The organism is Leptolyngbya sp. PL-A3, assembly GCF_039962325.1.
Classification (GTDB): domain Bacteria; phylum Cyanobacteriota; class Cyanobacteriia; order Elainellales; family Elainellaceae; genus Vacuolonema.
The window spans coordinates 143391-162669 of the sequence record NZ_JAMPLB010000011.1 but is presented as its reverse complement, the minus strand read 5'-3'; the positions used below and the strand labels follow the sequence as shown (position 1 = coordinate 162669).

Annotated in this window: 19 protein-coding genes and 1 pseudogene; 16 read left to right on the top strand and 4 right to left on the bottom strand. The window is 49.7% G+C overall.

Annotation, left to right across the window (positions count from 1 at the left end; all coding sequences use genetic code 11):
- The first annotated feature begins 7 nt into the window (after positions 1–7).
- The 4 genes from acs (at position 8) to NDI52_RS11395 (ending at position 5345) form a co-directional block, all read left to right on the top strand.
- Positions 8–2782, top strand: coding sequence for an acetate--CoA ligase alpha subunit (gene acs / locus NDI52_RS11410; protein WP_190770358.1), 2775 nt, complete (start codon positions 8–10; stop codon positions 2780–2782).
- 22 nt (positions 2783–2804) lie between these two features.
- On the top strand, positions 2805–3938 hold the full coding sequence (locus NDI52_RS11405) for an ATP-dependent 6-phosphofructokinase (protein WP_190770342.1): 1134 nt from the start codon (positions 2805–2807) through the stop codon (positions 3936–3938).
- A gap of 340 nt (positions 3939–4278) precedes the next feature.
- Complete coding sequence (locus NDI52_RS11400; protein WP_190770341.1) at positions 4279–4536, top strand: hypothetical protein; 258 nt, start codon at positions 4279–4281, stop codon at positions 4534–4536.
- Between the two features lie 50 nt (positions 4537–4586).
- Complete coding sequence (locus tag NDI52_RS11395) at positions 4587–5345, top strand: hypothetical protein (protein ID WP_348256397.1); 759 nt, start codon at positions 4587–4589, stop codon at positions 5343–5345.
- A 12-nt stretch (positions 5346–5357) separates the two neighbouring features.
- On the opposite strand, the gene NDI52_RS11390 is transcribed toward NDI52_RS11395, so the two are convergent.
- Positions 5358–5549, bottom strand: coding sequence for a hypothetical protein (locus tag NDI52_RS11390; RefSeq protein WP_190770339.1), 192 nt, complete (start codon positions 5547–5549; stop codon positions 5358–5360).
- Between the two features lie 55 nt (positions 5550–5604).
- Between NDI52_RS11390 and NDI52_RS11385 the strand changes: the two genes are divergently transcribed.
- The 6 genes from NDI52_RS11385 to NDI52_RS11360 all read left to right on the top strand — a co-directional run bounded on the left by NDI52_RS11385 (position 5605) and on the right by NDI52_RS11360 (position 8528).
- The gene (locus NDI52_RS11385; RefSeq protein ID WP_190770338.1) at positions 5605–5853 is read left to right on the top strand and encodes a UPF0175 family protein; all 249 of its coding nucleotides are present in this window, start codon (positions 5605–5607) and stop codon (positions 5851–5853) included.
- Positions 5850–6347, top strand: coding sequence for a DUF3368 domain-containing protein (locus NDI52_RS11380; protein ID WP_190770337.1), 498 nt, complete (start codon positions 5850–5852; stop codon positions 6345–6347). The genes NDI52_RS11385 and NDI52_RS11380 overlap by 4 nt, the downstream gene beginning before the upstream one ends.
- Before the next feature lie 79 nt (positions 6348–6426).
- Positions 6427–6600, top strand: coding sequence for a hypothetical protein (locus NDI52_RS11375; protein WP_190770336.1), 174 nt, complete (start codon positions 6427–6429; stop codon positions 6598–6600).
- 93 nt (positions 6601–6693) lie between these two features.
- Entirely contained in the window at positions 6694–6891 is a 198-nt protein-coding gene (locus NDI52_RS11370; RefSeq protein ID WP_190770335.1) for a DNA-binding protein, read from the top strand.
- Positions 6888–7274, top strand: coding sequence for a type II toxin-antitoxin system death-on-curing family toxin (locus tag NDI52_RS11365; protein WP_190770334.1), 387 nt, complete (start codon positions 6888–6890; stop codon positions 7272–7274). The genes NDI52_RS11370 and NDI52_RS11365 overlap by 4 nt, the downstream gene beginning before the upstream one ends.
- A 279-nt stretch (positions 7275–7553) precedes the next feature.
- Positions 7554–8528: an aldo/keto reductase gene (locus tag NDI52_RS11360; RefSeq protein WP_190770333.1), complete on the top strand. Its 975-nt coding sequence runs from the start codon at positions 7554–7556 to the stop codon at positions 8526–8528.
- 254 nt (positions 8529–8782) lie between these two features.
- Here NDI52_RS11360 and nth read toward each other — a convergent pair whose 3' ends face one another.
- A complete protein-coding gene (gene nth, locus NDI52_RS11355; protein ID WP_190770332.1) occupies positions 8783–9448 on the bottom strand; it encodes an endonuclease III in 666 nt (221 codons plus the stop codon).
- 253 nt (positions 9449–9701) lie between these two features.
- Between nth and NDI52_RS11350 the strand changes: the two genes are divergently transcribed.
- Positions 9702–10529, top strand: a complete 828-nt coding sequence (locus NDI52_RS11350) for an alpha/beta hydrolase (RefSeq protein WP_190770331.1) — start codon at positions 9702–9704, stop codon at positions 10527–10529.
- A gap of 24 nt (positions 10530–10553) precedes the next feature.
- On the opposite strand, the gene NDI52_RS11345 is transcribed toward NDI52_RS11350, so the two are convergent.
- Positions 10554–10916 carry a family 1 glycosylhydrolase gene (locus NDI52_RS11345; RefSeq protein ID WP_242035767.1) on the bottom strand — a complete coding sequence of 121 codons (363 nt, stop codon included), beginning with the start codon at positions 10914–10916 and terminating at the stop codon, positions 10554–10556.
- Positions 10914–11008 (bottom strand): annotated as a pseudogene (locus NDI52_RS11340) (family 1 glycosylhydrolase); the annotation flags it as partial. The gene NDI52_RS11345 and the pseudogene NDI52_RS11340, both read right to left, overlap by 3 nt.
- Positions 11009–11542: 534 nt before the next feature.
- Here NDI52_RS11340 and NDI52_RS11335 point away from each other — a divergent pair.
- The 5 genes from NDI52_RS11335 to NDI52_RS11315 all read left to right on the top strand — a co-directional run bounded on the left by NDI52_RS11335 (position 11543) and on the right by NDI52_RS11315 (position 19080).
- On the top strand, positions 11543–12226 hold the full coding sequence (locus NDI52_RS11335; RefSeq protein WP_190770330.1) for an N-acetyltransferase: 684 nt from the start codon (positions 11543–11545) through the stop codon (positions 12224–12226).
- Between the two features lie 101 nt (positions 12227–12327).
- Positions 12328–14583 carry an FdhF/YdeP family oxidoreductase gene (locus tag NDI52_RS11330; protein ID WP_190770329.1) on the top strand — a complete coding sequence of 752 codons (2256 nt, stop codon included), beginning with the start codon at positions 12328–12330 and terminating at the stop codon, positions 14581–14583.
- Positions 14584–15431: 848 nt separating this feature from the next.
- Complete coding sequence (locus NDI52_RS11325) at positions 15432–16445, top strand: ABC transporter substrate-binding protein (protein ID WP_347280034.1); 1014 nt, start codon at positions 15432–15434, stop codon at positions 16443–16445.
- An 86-nt stretch (positions 16446–16531) separates the two neighbouring features.
- The gene (locus tag NDI52_RS11320; protein WP_190770328.1) at positions 16532–18082 is read left to right on the top strand and encodes a sugar ABC transporter ATP-binding protein; all 1551 of its coding nucleotides are present in this window, start codon (positions 16532–16534) and stop codon (positions 18080–18082) included.
- The gene (locus tag NDI52_RS11315; protein WP_190770327.1) at positions 18079–19080 is read left to right on the top strand and encodes a ribose ABC transporter permease; all 1002 of its coding nucleotides are present in this window, start codon (positions 18079–18081) and stop codon (positions 19078–19080) included. Before NDI52_RS11320 ends, NDI52_RS11315 begins: the two co-directional genes overlap by 4 nt.
- Positions 19081–19279 lie beyond the last annotated feature (199 nt).

Genomic DNA, 19279 nt, shown 5'->3' with positions numbered 1-19279 from the left:
CAATCCTATGGCCCTGACAAGCGACCCCACCCACGATCTGCTGCGCGTTGAGTATCGTCCGCTAGATGCGATTTTTGCTCCGAAGGCGATCGCCGTCATTGGTGCCAGTGAACGCCCCAACAGCGTCGGTCGTACCCTCCTCTGGAATTTAGTCAGCACTTCGTTTGGTGGCACTGTTTACCCCGTGAACCCCAAGCGCAATAGCGTCTTGGGAATTCGCGCGTATCCCAACATCGCCGCCATCCCTGAACAGGTGGATTTGGCGGTGATCGCCACCCCAGCCCCTACCGTTCCTTCCGTGATTCAGGAATGTGGGGAAGCCGGTGTTAAGGGGACGATCATTATTTCCGCTGGTTTTAAGGAAACGGGAGCAGCAGGGATTGAGTTGGAACGGCAGGTGATGGAGCAAATCCGCCGTTACAAGATGCGGCTGATTGGCCCCAACTGCCTCGGCGTGATGAATCCGATCAGTGGGCTAAATGCGACGTTTGCCAGTAGTATGGCTCGGCCTGGTACCGTGGGATTTATCAGCCAGAGTGGCGCGTTGTGTACTGCCATTCTCGACTGGAGTTTCCGGGAGAATGTGGGGTTTAGTGCATTTGTCTCCATCGGTTCTATGCTGGATGTGAGTTGGGGCGACCTGATCCATTACTTGGGGAATGATCCCAACACGGAAAGCATTGTCATCTACATGGAATCCATTGGGGATGCGCGATCGTTCCTCTCGGCGGCGCGGGAAGTGGCGCTTACCAAGCCCATCATTGTATTGAAGGCGGGTCGTACCGAAGCCGCTGCGAAAGCTGCTGCATCTCACACAGGCGCATTAGCAGGTAGTGAAGCGGTCTTAGAAGCCGCATTCCGTCGCTGCGGCGTCCTCAGCGTTAACCGCATTTCTGACCTGTTCGATCTGGCGGAAGTTCTGGCGAAACAGCCGCGACCCAAAGGCCCGAAACTGACCATCATTACCAATGCCGGTGGGCCTGGTGTATTAGCAACGGATACCCTGATCGCGACAGGCGGCAAATTAGCAGAATTGCCCCAGGAAACTGTGGATGCAATGAGCGAGTTTCTGCCCACCCACTGGAGCCATGCGAATCCTATCGACATCCTTGGGGATGCCGAACCTGAACGTTATGCAAAAGCGTTGGAAGTGGCGGCAAAAGATCCCAACAGTGATGGTTTGTTAGTCATCCTGACACCCCAGGCGATGACCAACCCCACGGCAACTGCTGCTCAACTGAAGCAGTATGTTGAGGCCGCTCAAGCGAGGCCGTTTGCCTCTCGCAACGCCAAGCCCATCATTGCGAGTTGGATGGGCGGCGACGATGTCACTCCGGGGGAAAATTTGCTGAATGATGCAGGGATTCCCACCTACCGCTACCCCGATACAGCGGCGCGGGTGTTCAGTAATATGTGGCGTTATAGTGATGCCCTACGGGGATTGTATGAAACGCCAGTGTTGCCTTCCCGAGGGGACAAAGCACCCGATCGCACTCTAGTCGAATCCCTCATCCAAACAGCGCTCAAGGAAGGGCGTACACTTCTGACGGAAGCGGAATCCAAGCAGTTATTAACGGCCTATGATATTCCCACCGTTGAAACACACGTTGCTACCAGCGTTGACGAAGCTGTTCGTTATGCAGATGCGATTGGATATCCAATTGTCCTCAAATTGCATTCCAAAACTATTACTCACAAAACGGATGTGGGTGGTGTGAAGTTGAATTTAGAGAATGCAGAAGCGGTGCGGAATGCGTATGCGGCGATCGCCCAAGCCATTTCCAACCCTGATGATTTTCTGGGCGTAACCGTTCAACCGATGTTGAAATTAGAAGGTTACGAACTCATTCTCGGTAGTAGCTTAGATCCACAATTTGGCCCGGTGTTACTCTTTGGTTCGGGTGGTCAATTGGTGGAAGTGTATCAGGATCGGGCGATCGGTCTGCCGCCCCTGAACAGCACACTGGCTCGGCGTTTGATGGAACGCACCAAGATTTACAAAGCCCTGCAAGGAGTGCGCGGTCGTGCTGCCGTAGACCTGGCTGGATTGGAGCAACTGCTCACCCGCTTCAGCCAACTCATTGTGGAGCAGCCCTGGATTAAGGAACTGGACATTAACCCATTAGTGGCCTCTCCCGTTCAGGCGGGGACGAACACGGGTCTGGTGGCTCTGGATGCACGGGTTGTGCTGCATCCTCCGGAAACACCGCTTGAGAAACTACCCAAAACCGCGATCTGTCCCTATCCCAGCCAGTACATTACCGACTGGTTCTATGAGGACACCCCTGTTGTACTGCGCCCCATTCGCCCCGAAGACGAACCCCTGATGGTGCGCTTCCACGAAACCCTGTCGGAACAAAGCGTATATATGCGCTACTTCCACATGATGAAACTGAGCCAGCGCACAACGCACGAACGCCTTACCCGAATTTGTTATGTCGATTACGACCGGGAAATGGCCTTCGTGGCAGAGCGCCAAGATCCAGCCACAGGCGAGTCTGAAATAATGGCCGCCGGACGGTTGAGCAGACTGCACGGGACAAACTCAGCAGAGTTTTCCATGATGGTGAGCGATCGCTACCAATGCCACGGCCTTGGTACCGCTCTGCTCCGCCGTCTGGTGCAGGTCGGCGTCGATGAAAAGCTTGATACCATCACCGCAGACATCCTCTCGGATAACATTCCCATGCAGCGGGTCTGCGAAAAGTTAGGCTTCAGTATTCATCGCACTGCCGATCCATCCGTGGTCAGAGCCGACCTGGATTTGCACTCGGCTTCATAAACCTCTATCGCGGGAGCACTATATGAGCAAACAAAAGCGCATTGGCATTATGACCAGCGGGGGGGATTGCCCGGGCCTAAATGGCGTTATCCGGGCGGTCGTCCACCACGCTACCCTCCAGTATGGCTGGGAGGTAGTTGGCATACCCTATGCGACACAGGGCTTATTAGAACGCAAAACCATCCCCCTCACCCTTTACGAGACGGCTCTACGAGGCATGGACCCGTTGCTGACGATGGGTGGCACCATCCTGGGCACCATTAACCGGGGCAACACCCTGGCAGAGGCCCAGGAAATCATCGCCAGCTATCACGACCTGGCTCTGGATGCCCTGATTGCCATCGGAGGCGACGGGAGTCTTGGCATTCTGCGCCAACTGGCTCACCAGGGTAACTGGAATATGGTTGCTATCCCCAAAACCATTGATAACGATGTCGGTGTAACGGAACGCTCTATTGGTTTCGACACGGCTATCAATACGGTGATCGATGCCATTAGCCGCCTTACCTTCACAGCAGCTAGCCACGATCGCGTCATGGTGGTCGAAGTAATGGGCCGTGAAGCCGGACACCTGGCCCTGAATGCAGGGATTGCAGGGGGTGCGGATGTGATTCTGCTTCCCGAAATTCCCTACTCCATTCAGGAAGTGTGCAATCACCTGGATAATATGCGCGATCGCTGGGGCCGTAAGTTTGCGATCGTCGTCGTTGCCGAAGGCATCCAGGCGGTTCCCGGTGCTCCCATCTGTACGACCGAAGATGACAAACCCAGTTGTGGGATGGGTCAATACATCGCGGATCAAATCGCCCTCCTCCGCTCCGTCCCGGTGGAAACCCGCGTCACCGTCCTGGGTCATGTCCAGCGAGGCGGTATGCCTTCAGCCCTCGATCGCCTGGTCGCCGCTGCCTTTGGGACTACAGCGGTAGACCTCGTTGCTCAGGGTCGCTTTGACCACATGGTGACCTGGCAAGGTGCCCAGGTGAAGGTGCATCCCCTGGAATACGTCCTCTCCCAAAGCCCTCGCCTGGTAGACCCCACTGGCTTCCTGGTGCAAACCGCCCGTGGTCTAGGGATTTATGTGGGTAATCCGGCGTTGGGGACGACGCATCCAGAGATTGTGGGTGAGGGGGCGATCGCCCCAGCCCTGGCAACATAAACCATACAAACGAAGCTGGAACTGTCTCTTCCAGCTTTAATATTCTCTTTCCGTATAAACTAAAAATATTAAGAACACTTAGCGTGTTATAGGTAATGATTCCCCGGCTTTTTGCCTTGCTTCACCATATAAGATTCGCAAATACTTAAGCTTTTCAGAAATTCATTTGGCTCCAAATAATCTTTAGAGAAATTCTTGTGGGTCAACTAATTAGAAGTGTTATAAAGAAAACAAGTTAGGATCAGTTTTCCTTCTATCAGGCTGGTAGAAGTGTAGCTTTTATCAGACTAGCATCTCTAAAGATTTGCTCCAAACTACTGTATCGAGTTTTGGTGAAGATATGACAGATGAGCAAAAAGCCATTCTTGAATCCATCCGAGCAAGGATTGAACTCGCGAAAGCGCAAGGTGATGGAACAAAAACGGCTGAAATGAATATGCAATTTTTAATTCATGCCCCAATACTTCAATCTCTCGATTTTGCTGAGGTTATGAAGGAATTAGGTTTGAGCGATTCATTCAAAACCGAATTGAGTAAAATGGTAAACCTATACAAGCAACTTAAGCTTAATGGAATAAGTCTAACAAAAACTTTCTAGAGGCAGCAGCGATTCAAGAGACAAGTATTCTTGGGAAGTTAGGGCTTACAATGAATGAGTTTGAAGCAAAACTGCATCGCACTTGGGTTCAGCTTCTCGTTGATAATGATTACAAAGAGATTGCAGCAATTGCCATAGAAACCGAAGTATCTTTTGTATATAGTGGCTATAACCCTGAAGCTATTGCATTTGATGTTTCAACTTCTGCTTATGTCTATATAAAAAATGACGAGCGGATAAAAAAGGTTATGGAACGTGCAATGCAAACTGTTAGTCAAGGATATATTTATGATAACAACGATGTTCTAGTAGAAGATTTGCCTTTCGTCTACCGAGTTCGTCTCTTAGAAATAGAGAATGACTGGAAAAACATTGTTAAAAATTTAATTGTCAATGCACAAAGCTCTAATCAGGCTTTGATAAGCGAGAAAGTAGCTTTAAAGAAGGAAAGGCAAATTTATATTTACAATGAAATGAAGTTTGCTTCTCATTCTGAGGTTAGAATCGCTCAGGAATTAGAGGTACGAAGAGTTTTATTCTTTCCTCTTCCTTTAGGAGTTCGTGCGGATACAGGGAATTTCTACAATGATCATCGCGAGGTAGATTTTCTCATTTGCCAGGATTGTGTCTGGGGTATTTTAGAAGTTTCGTATCATCCAGGTAGATATGAGAAGGATTCTGAGAAGGATATATGGTTTAAGAAATCAGGTATTCTATGTATTCAGCACTACTCTGCTGAACGATGTTATAGTTCACCAAGAGAAGTAGTTGATGAGTTCCTAGTAGTTTTGGCAAAGCATAAAAGATAAATTCACGAACTTTTAGGGTGAAAGAATCGCCTTCACCAAAATTTTGGATTGAGCGCTCGCTTGTAAGACCAAGAGAAGGCGATCGCTGCTAAGGAGAACCGGGGCTATGAGGGCGATCGCTTTTACTGAGGAAGAGGGGGCGATCGCTTGGGTTAAAAGAAGGGGGCGATCGCTTGAGTGAGCAAGAGGAGGGGATCGCCCCAAGAAAGCCTTATGTTTTTTAGGTTATCCTCAAAGAGTAACTGTCGGTAACGTCGTTATGAGTGTTGTTATCTCAGACGAGATTTTGCAAGCATCCCAGCTCACACCCAGCGAGTTTCGCCAGGAAATTGCGCTGCACCTATTCCAAACAGGCCGCTTGACCGTAGGCTATGCCAGTAAGCTAGCCGACATGCCATTGAACGCCTTTCGCCAACTCCTGAAGCAGCGCAACATCCCCCTTTACTCCTACGATGTTGAAGACTTTGAACTGGACTTGAAAAACCTGCGGGAGTTAGGACGGTTGTGATCGTCATTAGCGACACATCAGCGATTACAAATCTGGCAGCCATTCAATATCTGCAACTCCTGCCCGAGCTTTATCAACAAGTCATCATCCCAGAAGCGGTATACCGAGAACTTACAGATCTTGATCCGCCTGTTCCGGGAACCCTTGAAGTTCAAACTGCTTCCTGGTTGGGAATTAGACAAGTTACGCATCGAGAGGTTGTTGAACGCCTCCAGAATGAAGTGAGGTTAGATCCTGGAGAATCTGAGGCGATCGCCCTCTCTCTTGAACTCAACGCAGACTTACTCTTGATCGATGAGCGTCGCGGAAGAGCAGAAGCAAACCGCCTCGGAGTCAAAATTACTGGGCTGTTAGGTATCCTGGTCGAAGCCAAGCAAAAGAATGTTATCCCTGCGGTTAAACCCTTAATGGATGCATTAATAGCAACTTCCGATTTCAGAGTATCCAAAGCTTTATACAATCAAATCCTGAACATAGTAGATGAAATCGAATAAGCCTTTGCAAGAGAGCAATGTCAATTCTCTTATAGAGAGGTTTCTCCAAAGCTTATGCTGAGGGAAAGGGGGCGCTCGCTTGCGTGACCAAGAGGAGGCGATCGCTGCCGAGGGAAGCCAGGGATATGAGGGAGATCGCTGCAAATCCCTGGCTAGTCAAATTTGGGAAGATTGGGAGTCGCTAACGTTCCTGGTACAGCGGATTCCCCGAAGCCGCTTGCTGTGCAGGAGAGACCCTGAAAACTGCTGTTAGCTAGCTTTGTTTCTTGGTTGCGACTGCACAGCAAACTTGTTGGTCAGTTGTGGGTGTTAGACTTTACTCAGAAATATGAGGAGAGCGATCGCTGTGGCTTCTATCACCATTGATCTTTCAGATAGCCAATTCCAACAGCTACAAGATTTAGCAAAGGTACACGGCATTGCAATTGAGGTGCTCTTGAAAGCAAGCCTGGAGGATTGGCTCAATCTGCAGAAAGGTGGTTTTGTTAGTGCAGCTGATTATGTGCTGAACAAGAATGCTGAACTGTATCGACGTTTGGCATGATCCGCTATTTGACGCTCATTGAGGTATTAGAACTGCATCGCAGAATTCTTGAGCAATCCGGTGGAGCATTAGGTATCCGAGATATTGGGTTGCTAGAGGCAGCAATCGCTCAGCCCCGAATGACGTTTGGTGGAGAAAATTTGTACCCAGGATTGCTTGAGAAGGCAGTCGCATTAGGATTTTCTATCATCATGAATCATTCATTTGTGGATGGTAACAAACGTACAGGTCATGCTGCGACAGAAACTTTTCTTGTCTTGAATGGAATGGAAATTAACGCCTCTGTGGATGAACAAGAACATCTGGTGTTGGCGATTACATCGGGTGAACTAAGACGCGAGGCATTTTTAGAATGGTTGCAACAGAACACAACCGCTCGCTAACAAGTCATTAAAGTGGTCAACCATCCCCTTCAAATTCGTTCAGAGTGCTTATGAGACTAGCTTCACCTGTGTCTGAGTTAGGTTCTTCGTGTATATAATTCAGGACGTGTGAACTGCCAGCATTGGAAGTTTGTGTAGAAAATTCGGTATTGGGAATGAGGCATTTGGCAGTTGTTGGTAAGGGGGCGATCGCCCAAATCTATACAACCTAAGCAATACAAACGAAGCTTGAGCTGTCCCTTCCAGCTTCATCATCACTCCACCTAGCTCTAGACGCTGATGCATACCTACACGCTGCCGGGCACTGATTTGAGGGTTTCGCGAATTGCCTATGGCTGCATGAATATTGGTGGCACCTGGGATGATGCACCGCTTTCTACAGATGTGCAGGAAACCGCATCTCGGGCCATTCAGGTAGCCTTAGAAACAGGCATTACCCTGTTTGACCATGCCGATATTTACACACGCGGCAAATCAGAGCAGGTGTTTGGTAATGTGCTTAAAGCCTCGCCAGGTTTGCGTGAGCAAATGGTGCTTCAGTCAAAGTGCGGTATTCGTTTTGCGGGAGAGCCTCAACCTGGCGACCCGCAGCGCTATGACTTCAGCTATGAGCACATCATTGCATCAGTGGAGGGCAGTTTGCGAAGACTGCAAACCGACTACCTCGACATTCTGCTGCTGCATCGCCCTGACCCACTGGCAGAACCCGAAGAGGTAGCGCGAGCCTTTGATGCATTGCATTCAGTGGGCAAGGTGCGCTATTTCGGTGTCAGCAATCATACCGCAAGGCAGATTGAGCTATTGCAAAAGAGCTTGAGGCAAGGACTACTGATCAATCAGGTAGAGCTGAGCCTGCTGCACCCGTATTTGATTGATGAGGGCATTGTTGCTAACATACCTGGCGTTAGCTCAGCCCTGGCAACAGGAACGCTGGACTACTGCCGTAACCACAAAATCCTGATACAGGCATGGGCTCCACTGGCCGGTGGCAAGCTTTTTAAGCCTAATGTAGAAGCAGATACGGCATTGGGCAAGACGGCTCAGCTAGTGAGTCAGTTGGCTGAGGAAAAGCAGACAACTTCTGAGGCCATTGTTCTTGCTTGGCTGTTGCGCCACCCTGCGGGCATTCAACCCATTGTGGGGTCAACGAAACCAGAACGGATTGCAGCGTGCGCTTTAGCAGATGAAGTCGCCCTGACACGGGAAGAGTGGTACGCAATGTTTACAGCAGCTAGGGGTGAACGGGTTCCCTAAACAAGTGAGAAGTTAGGAGTTTCGAGACTCCACCGAACTCAACACCACGGCCTTACTATTTGGCATCAGCGCAGGCAGCGGTTCACTTGAGTTTGAGGGGTTTGCGATCGCTCCCCTCAAACTCATCCTCATCTTCGGAACTGGTTTGCAAAGCCCCGGAAAGGGTTGGAGCTGCATACACAGCATTACCCCTTTCCGGGGCTTTGCAAACGGATTCTCAGAGATCATCGCCTTCCACGTTGTACTCAGGCTGTTTATCGATGCTCACTAACCCCGACCTGTTGGCACATTTCCAAGAGAGGACAGGTGGAACAATGGGGCATTTCGCCAGTACAGATATGCTTTCCAAACGGAACCAGGAGAGCGTTAATTTCGATCCAGTACTCCTTCGGTAATTTGGCCTCCAGGGCTGCCATCGTTTTCTCTGGAGTGCGAGTCTGCACATAGCCCCAACGATTCGTTACCCGGTGAACATGCACATCTACACTGATGCATGGGTAATCACAGGCAATACCTAGAGATAAATTCGCACATTTGGGGCCCACTCCTTTAAACGAAGTGAGTGTTTCGAGATCACACGGAAGTTCTCCCGCAAACTCGTGCAGGATGCGATCGCTAATCTCCCAAATCTGTTTGGCTTTGGCGTCGGCAAAGGTTGATGCTTGAATCAACTGTTCGATTTCGGCTACCGATAGCTGCCTCATCGTTTCTGGGGTATTCGCACGCTGAAACAGCTTTTTGGCAACGGGTAGCGAGGTTTCATCACGGGTGCGAATGGATAGGATGCAGGCAATGAGCTGTTCAAAGAGCGATCGATGACCCTCTTCTGCCAAAGCAAACATGGCTGCTTTAGGAAACGGATGTACCGCTTCCCGTAATTTGCTAATTGCCAGATCAATATCAAACGATTGTTTTGACATGAGAGAACTGCTCAAATGCCTCCTGATCGTAGCAACTCTTCCCGCCTATCTTAATCATCACAAATGTATACTAGGGCTTGCTTTAAAGCTTGCTGAAAGGGTTATTTTTTCGCGTGCTTTGTACGCGAAAAAATAACCCTTAAAACAGAGCTTCGTACTTCATCGGGTTGGAAAATGCTGTATCTCTCTTTAGAGTATCTCATTAGTTATTAAGATTCGTTACAGTTGCAGAGTAGGTCAGGATGATAAGCACATGAGTTCTGAGCGGGTTTCAACATCGCAATCCCACATGAATTACTGTTGTGTTGATCTGGGGGATTGCAGTATTTTTTACACGCAAACTGGGTCAGAGTCAGACTCAACGCCTATTCTCTTTCTACATGGTTGGGGAATTTCTGCTGAGCCTTACCATAAAATCCTGAAACTCCTGGCACAGCAGCATCGTGTGCTGGCTCCTGACCTACCCAGTTTTGCCCGCTCGTCCTACTCCAAACTGATTCCAGACTACGACAGCTATGCTAAATTTCTGCTTTCGTCTCTGGACACACTCAATCTCCAACACGTGCATTTAATTGGGCACTCATTTGGTGGAGGCATTGCAATTGCTTTGTCTGCTCTTGCTCCACATCGAGTAAGAAGTCTGATTTTAGTGGATAGTACAGGCCTTCCCTGTGTATCTATTCCAGAACTCTTACCTCGTCGGGCTCTTGAAATGACTGCTCAGCTTCTACTTCCAGGGCTGAGATTAAAATTGGTTGATATTCCTCAGATCTTTTCTTCTAATCTTTTGTTCAATACAGGAAACGTTATTCAAGCATTACTACTTGCATTACAGGTAGATCTAAAACATTTGTTACCTGAAATTCAGGCTTCTTGTCTGTTGTTATGGTCAGAAAAAGACTTGACGACACCACTAACGGCTGCTCGGGAAATGGCTGCAATAATTCCAAATTCTAGCCTAACGATTGTAGAAGAAGGTTTCCACGAATGGGCGCTCTGGTACCCCGAAAAATTTACGTCAACGATGCTTGATTTTATTCGCCAGGTTGAGCGTGCCGATGCGATCGCAAACCATTCCTGAACATCAGTCTAAAATACCTTCTGATCATTGATTGGAAAGCCAGGTAACAGGATATGGGGCAATGCCAATCTTCCCCTCCAGAATGTCGCCCTCTTGGACTAATTGTCTATACTCAGCGATCGCCTTCGCATGGGCAACATTGACAATATGAGAGACTTCAACGGCTCTCCGTTCATCCTTGACTTCGAGTGGATGAATGCCATCTCGATAGCCGCGCATGATGAAATGAATCACTTCATTGAAGGTGATCCAATATTTGACGCGATCGCCAAACTGTTCAAAACAAGTTCTGGCATAACCAGCAAACGCATCAGCAACGTCTCGGCAGCGATGTCTCCATTGATGCCCTGATAAGTTGGGCCCGGTAGATGGGAATAGACGTCCCAGATAGATAGCCCTTTCCCATCCTGTTGATAAGCCCCCTCAACTTGATAGGAGGCGGTAGCGGCTCCCCAGAGAAAATCACTTGGAAGGTCCATAGTTAACGTCAGTTCGGGATAAGCCGAACCGCCCATTATTGCGTGCGCGACGCGCACACAATAATGGGCTTTTTCGAGTGCCGCGCGAAGCGCGGCACTCGAAAAAGCCCTTAACCCGAACTGACGTATAGTTAAGGCAACATGAAGATGTCATGCTGCACCAAATAACTGCATTGTAGATAGAATTCTGTTATCCTTCAGGGCGTTTAAGGATGATATGGGATTCCCCAATCCAGTAAGCGCAATTCGATCCTTTAACTTATTCCTGTAGAGAGAGGAAAGTTTGTGGGATGCCCACTAAAACACAATCAGCTTGTCGGTTCATGTGAAGCATTTGAATTTTGCCACTTTGCAGATGTGGAATGCGGGAGCATTAAGATTGCAAACAAGAACTGGTCTGAAAAGGTTGATTTTTTGTGCTCCAAGGTCACAAAAAATCAACCTTTTCAATAACTTCTCAACTGACTCCTCAACCAGGAGGGAAAATAGGATGTGAGTATGGGTGCAAATCTCCTCAGCAGGGTGAATGTGTAGATGGTTAGTGATAACAGCTCAATACACGATGACATTCGGTTTATCCCATTGTCCCTCGCGCATCACAGTTCCCGTGAGGTTGCCGCGTTAATTTATGAGTCAGCCCCAGAGCTATTTACTGTAGTGTATGGGCCGTGGGCAATTTCATGTTTGACGAAGTTTGTAGAGCGATCGCACAATCGATTCGGCCATCAATATATCCGTGTTGCCGAAAAAGCTCAGCGGGTTGTGGGCATTGTAACCCTGCTGCCTGTGCTTCATCCAGACGATGATACAGACGGTCCTGCCGTCCTCAGCCGGGGGCAGCGGCTCTGGTTAAAACTATTAGATCGGCTCATTTTGCGGCATGTTTTGCATCGGGATTACCCGCCGGGAAGCTTTTATGTCGGCAACCTTGCTGTTGCTGCCGAGTATCGTAATCAAGGAATTGGTCGTCAGTTACTCTCGCAATGCATCAACGATGCTGTAGTGGCTTCACGTCCTATTTATATCAGTGTTGATATTCATAATCCCAGGGCTCAGAAGCTTTATGAATCTTTGGGATTTCAAGTGATAGCAACCAACACAATAACAATTTTGGGAACGGCTGTTGGCTCGCGCACCTTATTTCTTGAGCATCCCAGCAAAGATATGGAAGGGACACGAAATGCCTCTTCCACATCCCCTCCACAGTTTGAAACATAACCCCCTGTAACCCGATAAGAAGTGGCACCATAGAACAGTAAGGACGTTGCTTCTTGTCCTTGTGTGCTAGAGAACGGCTTTATTATTCCTTGGGTAGCGCTATGGAACCGACGCATTCAGACGTACAGCCGGAGCTTGAGCGGGAGCCGTTGCCCCATCTCGGTCATTCCATTGGGGGCGGGCTGCCTGTGATTGAGCAATGGGTCAGCCACACGCTTACCCCAGAAGGGCCACACCTCTGGAAGACGTTGTTTCATAAGAGCGCCTGTCTGTCTTGTGCCTGGGGAACGGGAGGGCAAAAAGGTGGCTTTAGCAACGAACTGGGGGAAACGCTGCAACGGTGCGCGAAAAGTGTAGAGGCGATCGCCGCCGAACTCCAACCGGGCATTAAATCCCACTTTTTCGACCATCGCAGTATTGGAGAATTACAACAACTCACCTCTCTAGAAGCCGATCGGCTGGGACGGCTGAGTTTCCCGGTTATTCTACGGACAGGGCAGTCTTACTACGAACGGATTTCCTGGGCTGAAGTTTATGACCGGGTAGAAACGGCTTTTCGTCGGCCTGCAGAACGGGTTGCATCTTATAGCTCCGGGCGATCGTCCAATGAAGCAGCATTTTTGTTGCAACTGATGATTCGTGCGATGGGATCGAACAATCTCGCTGATTGTTCAGACCTCTGTCATCGTGCATCTTCTGTGGCATTAAAAACGGTGTTTGGTACCGGGACATCTCTCGTGAGTTTGGAGAGTTTACACCAGGCAGATTGTGTTGTTTTAATTGGCTCAAATGCGCCTGCGAATCATCCGCGTTTGATGAATGATTTGATTAAATTGCGCGATCGCGGTGGTACTGTCATCGTGATCAATCCTGTTCAAGAAATTGGGTTAATCAAATTCGGTTCTCCGGCGTTTCCATTGAAATCGCTGCTGCCTGGTTCTGATATTTCGTCTTTATTCCTTCAGCCTCATCCGGGTAGCGACTTAGCTATTTTTGTTGGTATTCAAAAATTCTTACTTGAGCGAGGTCTGGTTCAGATCGATTTTCTCAAGGCTTATACGGAAAACTGGGAAGCGGTGATTCGACAGGCCAATGCTACATCCTGGGAAGACATTGTAGAAACCTGCGGCGTATCTCAGGAAGAGATTGAGCTTGCGGCAGCTCTGATAAGTCGATCGCAGCGCATTGTCTTTGCCTGGGCTATGGGTGTAACTCAGCAGCTCAACGGTGTCGAAACCATTTTCAGCATTGCCAATACCGCATTGATGACCGGTAATGTCGGTAAAGTGGGTGCCGGGTTGATGCCCATTCGGGGGCACTCCAATGTGCAGGGATTTGGCTCGATGGGGGTGTCGAATGTGTTGGGTCAGGAATTGCAGAAGTCGTTGGAAAAGCTTTTGGGGCGATCGCTCAACCGGGTGCCGGGGTATGATGCGCGATCGCTCATTGATGCCGCTGATGCCGGTAAGGTGGACACCTTGCTGTGTTTAGGAGGCAATCTCTATGCGGCTAATCCTGACTTAACCCAGGCTAAACGTGCCCTGGGTAATATTGATACGGTTATTTACCTCTCAACCAAGCCGAATCTCGGCCATTTCCACGGCTTGGGACGGCAGGAAACACTGATTCTTCCGGTTCTGAACCGCTTCGAGAATCCCCATAAGACGACGACAGAGTCGGGTAATAATTTTGTGCGGCTGAACGACGAAGGCAAAACCCACCTGACGGAAGGTGATTTGGTTTCTGAAGTGGAATTCATAACAGAACTGGCCCATCGCATTCACGGCGACACACCTGTTAATTGGCGTCGGTTGCAAGACACCCGCTACGTTCGTCAGTTGATTGCCCAGACGATTCCTGGTTACGAAAAAATCGGGCAAATCGACGAAACGGAAGCGGAATTTACCATATCCGGGCGCATCTTCACGACACCCCGATTCAACACCCCGTCCGGCAAAGCGCAGATGCAGAAAACACCGCTCCCACAGCTCACCCTACCGACTCCAGCAGATTTTGGTGCCTCCAAGGGGATTGTCGTAGCTCTCATGACGGGGCGTAGCTATACTCAGCACAATACGGTCGTTTATCGTACTGCTGACAAATACCGTGGGATGCCTCACCGTCACTGCATTTTGATGAACCCGGAGGATGTGCGCGAAGGTGGCTTTGTGGATCACCAGCTGGTTACGGTACAGGGCGATGCAGGCAAGCTGGAGCAGATTGAGATTATTTGTGGGGCGGTGCGCCGGGGTGCGGCATTGATGTTTTACCCCGAGGCGAATGTGTTGATGACAGCGCAGGTGGATGAGCGATCGCGTACTCCCGCCTACAAACGAGTGCCTGTTCTGGTCTATTAACCTTGAAAAAATCTGGGTTCTGAAGGTTTTGTCCTGTACTACAGCGCTTTGCGCTTGAATCAGCCACGGTTGTTTTTGTGAGAGCCGCGCTCCATGCGGCTCTCACAAAAACAACCAAGTTTTAAGCGTTTGAAAAGCGCTGTAAGGTTAAAAAGATATTAGTTGCCGTGCGTTCTCTTTTACAAAAATACAAATTACTCTGATTTAACTGAGAACATTAAGTATCCGAATAAAGATCAATGGAAGTATATCTTTGAAAGGTTACTTTTTATTAAAAACTTATAGTGTAATAAATGCTTTGTTAAGGCTGAAAATGCTTGATTGGTAAGCCTTTTATTTTGAGCTGTAAAAATACCTATTTCTTTGGTCGTACGCTATTCGGAGGAGAGTGAAAAAAACGCCTCGTATAGGATTAGAAAATGGAGAGCAAATAAAACGCTGATTGAAGACCCGAGCTTCATGGGTTTCTTGACGAATTGCCATTGGTTTTATGTTCCTCATGGGTGTTTACTGTGAATAACCCTAGTTTTTCAAAGTGTTTTTGGTTCCTAACCATTGACGCGTTTTGCTTTTAATATGTTGGGCTAAATCCGTTTAAGCAAACACAACACTGTAGGAACATCTCAGCTTTGTATTTTGGATGAACAAGCTTTGCTCGCTACCGCAGCAATCAATAGCAAAGCACCTTGACGTCAAAACAGAGCTAGCGCAAAAAAGTTAAGGAAACCGAGAGTTACTTCAGTTGGTTAGGTTAGAGCCTGGTTAAGCCGAGCTCCAGCTTTGCGATGTCGAGATGGTTTGTTTCCTGCTCCTCCGCTTGATCCGAACTGTAGGAAAGGAGATACGTTGTGAGAAAGTTAGCGATCGCACTTGGCCTATTTGGGCTTATCGGTGGGACTCTGGGATCCTGCACGATGGAGAATTCAGGTCAGGCTAACAATCCCCAGGCTGGAACGACAGCTGGTGGAAATGGTGAGGCAAAAGAGCTGAAGGCTGTGGGCGTTACTGTTGGGGATTTAGGCAACCCCTTCTTCGTTCAAGTTGGGGAAGGGGCTAAAGCTGCTGCCCAGCGCTTGGGTGGGGGTGCCATTAAAGCAACCGTTGTGTCGAGTGGCTACGACCTGAACCAACAAATTAACCAGATGGAAAACTTTATTTCCTCTGGGGTCAACCTGATTCTGCTCAATGCTGCAGATTCTAAAGGTATTGCTCCGGCAGTACGAGCGGCTAAAGAGGCTGGGGTAACTGTTGTAGCGGTTGACGTCGATGCTGAAGGTGGTGTGGATGCCACGGTGACATCGAACAACATACAGGCGGGAGAATTGGCGTGCCAGTTCATTGTTGAACGGCTCAACGGTCAGGGCAATGTGGTAATTATTAACGGCCCTCCAGTGTCTGCCGTCATTGACCGGGTGAATGGTTGCGAAAGTGTGTTTGAGAAGAATCCAGGCATCAATGTTCTTTCGCGTGACCAGAATGCTGAGGGTAGCCGCGAGGGTGGCCTGCGGGTGATGGGAGATTTGCTCACCTCCTTCCCAGACATTGATGCGGTGTTTTCGATCAATGACCCCACTGCGATTGGAGCCGAGCTGGCGGCGAAACAAGCAGGACGCAGTAATTTCTTCATTGTCGGTGTAGACGGCGCACCAGAAGCGGTGGAAGTGCTGAGGCGTCCTGATAGTTTGTTCATTGCCACGGCAGCCCAAGATCCCTTCAAGATGGCTGAAACTGCTGTTGATGTGGGCAATAACATTTTGCAGGGCAATCCACCCGCTGAAGACCGAGTGCTAGTTCCGGTTCAACTGATTACTCAGGAGAACGTGAACGAGTACAAGGGCTGGACCAGTGACAGTGGTAAGTAGGGTTTTAATTCCAGTTTGAGACGCTGATATTGGGTGCGCAGGACGCATCCAATATCAATTCCTTCTAATGAGCTATCTAAAACACTATGACCGATGCAACTCACCTCGGCTCCACGGCTCCTGTGTTGGAGATGCGGGGTATTAGTAAACAGTTTTTTGGTTTCTCCGCCCTCCGCAATGTCAATCTGACTGTGTATCCTGGCGAGGTCCATGCCTTGATGGGGGAAAACGGTGCGGGCAAGAGTACCTTGATGAAGATTTTGGCCGGGGCCTATAGTGCAGATTCCGGTGAAATTCTCATTAACGGGCAACCCACCAAGATTACGCACCCAAGCGAGGCACGGGCAGCGGGCATCACCCTGATTTATCAGGAGTTGAATGTCGCCCCTAACCTGACCGTTGCCGAAAACATTTTCATGGGGCAGGAAAGAACTCGGGCAGGGTTGTTTTTGCAGCGGGATCAAATGTATCAGGAGGCAGAGGCGATTCTAGAGAGTTTGGGAGCCAGTTTCTCCCCTAAAACGACCGTCTCGACCCTTTCCATTGCCGAGCAGCAGCAAATTGAGATTGCACGAGCCCTTAAAGATAAGAGCCGCATTTTGGTCATGGATGAGCCGACAGCCGCTCTGTCTGATCGGGAGACAGAGCGGCTGTTTGGTCTGATCCGGCGGCTGCGGGATGATGGCATCGCAATCATCTACATCAGCCACCGCATGGAGGAAGTGTACGCCCTTGCCGATCGCGTCAGTGTGTTGCGAGATGGCGAATATGTAGGCAGCCTGGAGCATCAAACTATTTCCGCCGATCGCCTGGTACAAATGATGGTAGGTCGCCCACTTCAAGACTTTTATGAGCATGAATCCCATGCATCAATGGCTGCCGATGAGGCACCGCTCTTGCAAGTCGTTGATCTGACCGATGGTCGGGAAATTGGGCCAGCCAGCTTCAATCTCTATGCCGGAGAAATCCTCGGGTTGGCTGGATTGGTAGGGGCGGGCCGTACAGAACTGGCGCGCCTCATCTTTGGAGCAGACCCGAGATCGGGGGGCGAGGTTTACTTGCAAGGGCGCAGGCTGCATATTGACAGCCCGGTCGATGCTTTACGCGTTGGGATTGCTTACGTTCCAGAGGATCGCAAAGACCAGGGGTTGTTCCTGGAAATGAGTTCGCACAACAACATCACTATGAACGTGTTGGGGCAGCGAGCGAAAGCTGGAGTAATGAACCTGGGGTTCCTCAAAAACATTGCTGCCGATGCCATTGAGCAGTTGGGCATTCGTCTTGCCAGCCCCAATACGCGGGCGGTGGATTTATCCGGTGGCAACCAACAAAAGTTACTGCTGGCTCGTTGGCTGGCGATTAAACCCAAAGTGTTGCTGCTAGATGAACCGACCCGAGGTGTAGACATCGGCGCGAAAAGTGAAATTTATCGCATCATCAGCGACTTAGCGGCTCAGGGAGTCGGGATCTTAATGATTTCGAGTGAACTGCCGGAGGTGATTGGTATGAGCGATCGCGTTCTAGTCATGCGCGAGGGCCGCCTGGTCGGCGAAGTGGGCGGCACTACGGGTGAAGCGATTACCCAGGAAAACATTATGGTTTACGCCACGGGCGCAAGGGAGATGAACTTAGCATGAGCCAACTACAGACCCATACCACGCGGAAGCAGGGGGGCGATCGCCGCAAAGCGGATCGGCGGGAGTCCTTACGAACCTTCTTTCAAGTAGCAGGTATCCTTCCCATCCTGCTGATTATCTGCATTCTATTCACGGTTCTCACGCCCAACTTTCTTACCGCTAGCAACCTGATCAACGTTGTTCGGCAAGCTTCCATTAATATCGTGCTGGCAGCGGGGATGACCTTCGTGATTCTGACCGGAGGGATTGACCTATCGGTGGGGTCAATCCTCGGAGTCACAGCGGTGGTGGGGATGCTGACGTCGCTATCGCCGTTGGGTGCCCTTTCGATCCCAGTGGCATTGTTAGCAGGCCTGGGCTTAGGACTGTTGAACGGTTCGCTCATTGCGTACCTGGATTTGCCCCCCTTTATCGTGACTCTGGGTTCTTACACGGGCTTGCGAGGGCTGGCCTACCTCCTGGCTAATGGTACGACTGTCATTAACCCAGACATCAACTTCGCCTGGGTTGGCAACAGCCGTATCGCCGGCATTCCCACCCTGGTTATCATTGCCCTAATCACGATCGCCGTCTGCTGGTTCATCCTCAGGCGCACCGTGTTAGGAACCTATATCTATGCTGTGGGAGGTAACGCCCGAGCCGCCCGCTTGACTGGTATTAAAGTCAGTTGGGTGTTGCTGTTTGTCTATGGCATGAGCGGCTTACTCTCCGGCCTGGCTGGGGTAATGAGCGCCAGCCGCCTCTACAGCGCCACCGGTATGTTGGGCCAGGGGTATGAATTGGATGCGATCGCTGCCGTCATCTTAGGCGGCACCAGTTTCTCCGGCGGCATCGGCACCATCTGGGGTACCCTCCTCGGTGCATTAATCATTGCCCTGTTGAACAATGGTCTTACCCTATTAAACGTGTCCTTCTTCTGGCAGTTAGTAGTCAAAGGCCTGGTCATCATCATCGCCGTCGCCATCGACCGCCTCCGCACCCGCTCCGCCGCCCGCTAGGCTTTTTCTTTTGTTGTTTTTGGCTCCTAGGAGCCAAAAACAACTCCCCTAATATGTACCCCAGACGTGCCCCCAAGCCAGGTCTTCGCCAAATATCTCCATCTTTGACGAATATATTTCCAGGGTTGTTTTTTAGGCGCTTTGCAACTAAAAAACAACCCTTAAAGTTGTCACACAGAGTTAATAAGGACGAGCTTAT

Excerpts from the sequence above, each read along its gene's own strand:
- acs (WP_190770358.1), top strand. The coding sequence starts at position 8 with ATGGCCCTGACAAGCGACCCCACCCACGATCTGCTGCGCGTTGAGTAT.
- NDI52_RS11405 (WP_190770342.1), top strand. The coding sequence starts at position 2,805 with ATGAGCAAACAAAAGCGCATTGGCATTATGACCAGCGGGGGGGATTGC.
- NDI52_RS11400 (WP_190770341.1), top strand. The coding sequence starts at position 4,279 with ATGACAGATGAGCAAAAAGCCATTCTTGAATCCATCCGAGCAAGGATT.
- NDI52_RS11395 (WP_348256397.1), top strand. The coding sequence starts at position 4,587 with ATGAATGAGTTTGAAGCAAAACTGCATCGCACTTGGGTTCAGCTTCTC.
- NDI52_RS11385 (WP_190770338.1), top strand. The coding sequence starts at position 5,605 with ATGAGTGTTGTTATCTCAGACGAGATTTTGCAAGCATCCCAGCTCACA.
- NDI52_RS11365 (WP_190770334.1), top strand. The coding sequence starts at position 6,888 with ATGATCCGCTATTTGACGCTCATTGAGGTATTAGAACTGCATCGCAGA.
- NDI52_RS11360 (WP_190770333.1), top strand. The coding sequence starts at position 7,554 with ATGCATACCTACACGCTGCCGGGCACTGATTTGAGGGTTTCGCGAATT.
- nth (WP_190770332.1), bottom strand. The coding sequence starts at position 9,448 with ATGTCAAAACAATCGTTTGATATTGATCTGGCAATTAGCAAATTACGG.
- NDI52_RS11350 (WP_190770331.1), top strand. The coding sequence starts at position 9,702 with ATGAGTTCTGAGCGGGTTTCAACATCGCAATCCCACATGAATTACTGT.
- NDI52_RS11335 (WP_190770330.1), top strand. The coding sequence starts at position 11,543 with ATGGTTAGTGATAACAGCTCAATACACGATGACATTCGGTTTATCCCA.
- NDI52_RS11330 (WP_190770329.1), top strand. The coding sequence starts at position 12,328 with ATGGAACCGACGCATTCAGACGTACAGCCGGAGCTTGAGCGGGAGCCG.
- NDI52_RS11320 (WP_190770328.1), top strand. The coding sequence starts at position 16,532 with ATGACCGATGCAACTCACCTCGGCTCCACGGCTCCTGTGTTGGAGATG.
- NDI52_RS11315 (WP_190770327.1), top strand. The coding sequence starts at position 18,079 with ATGAGCCAACTACAGACCCATACCACGCGGAAGCAGGGGGGCGATCGC.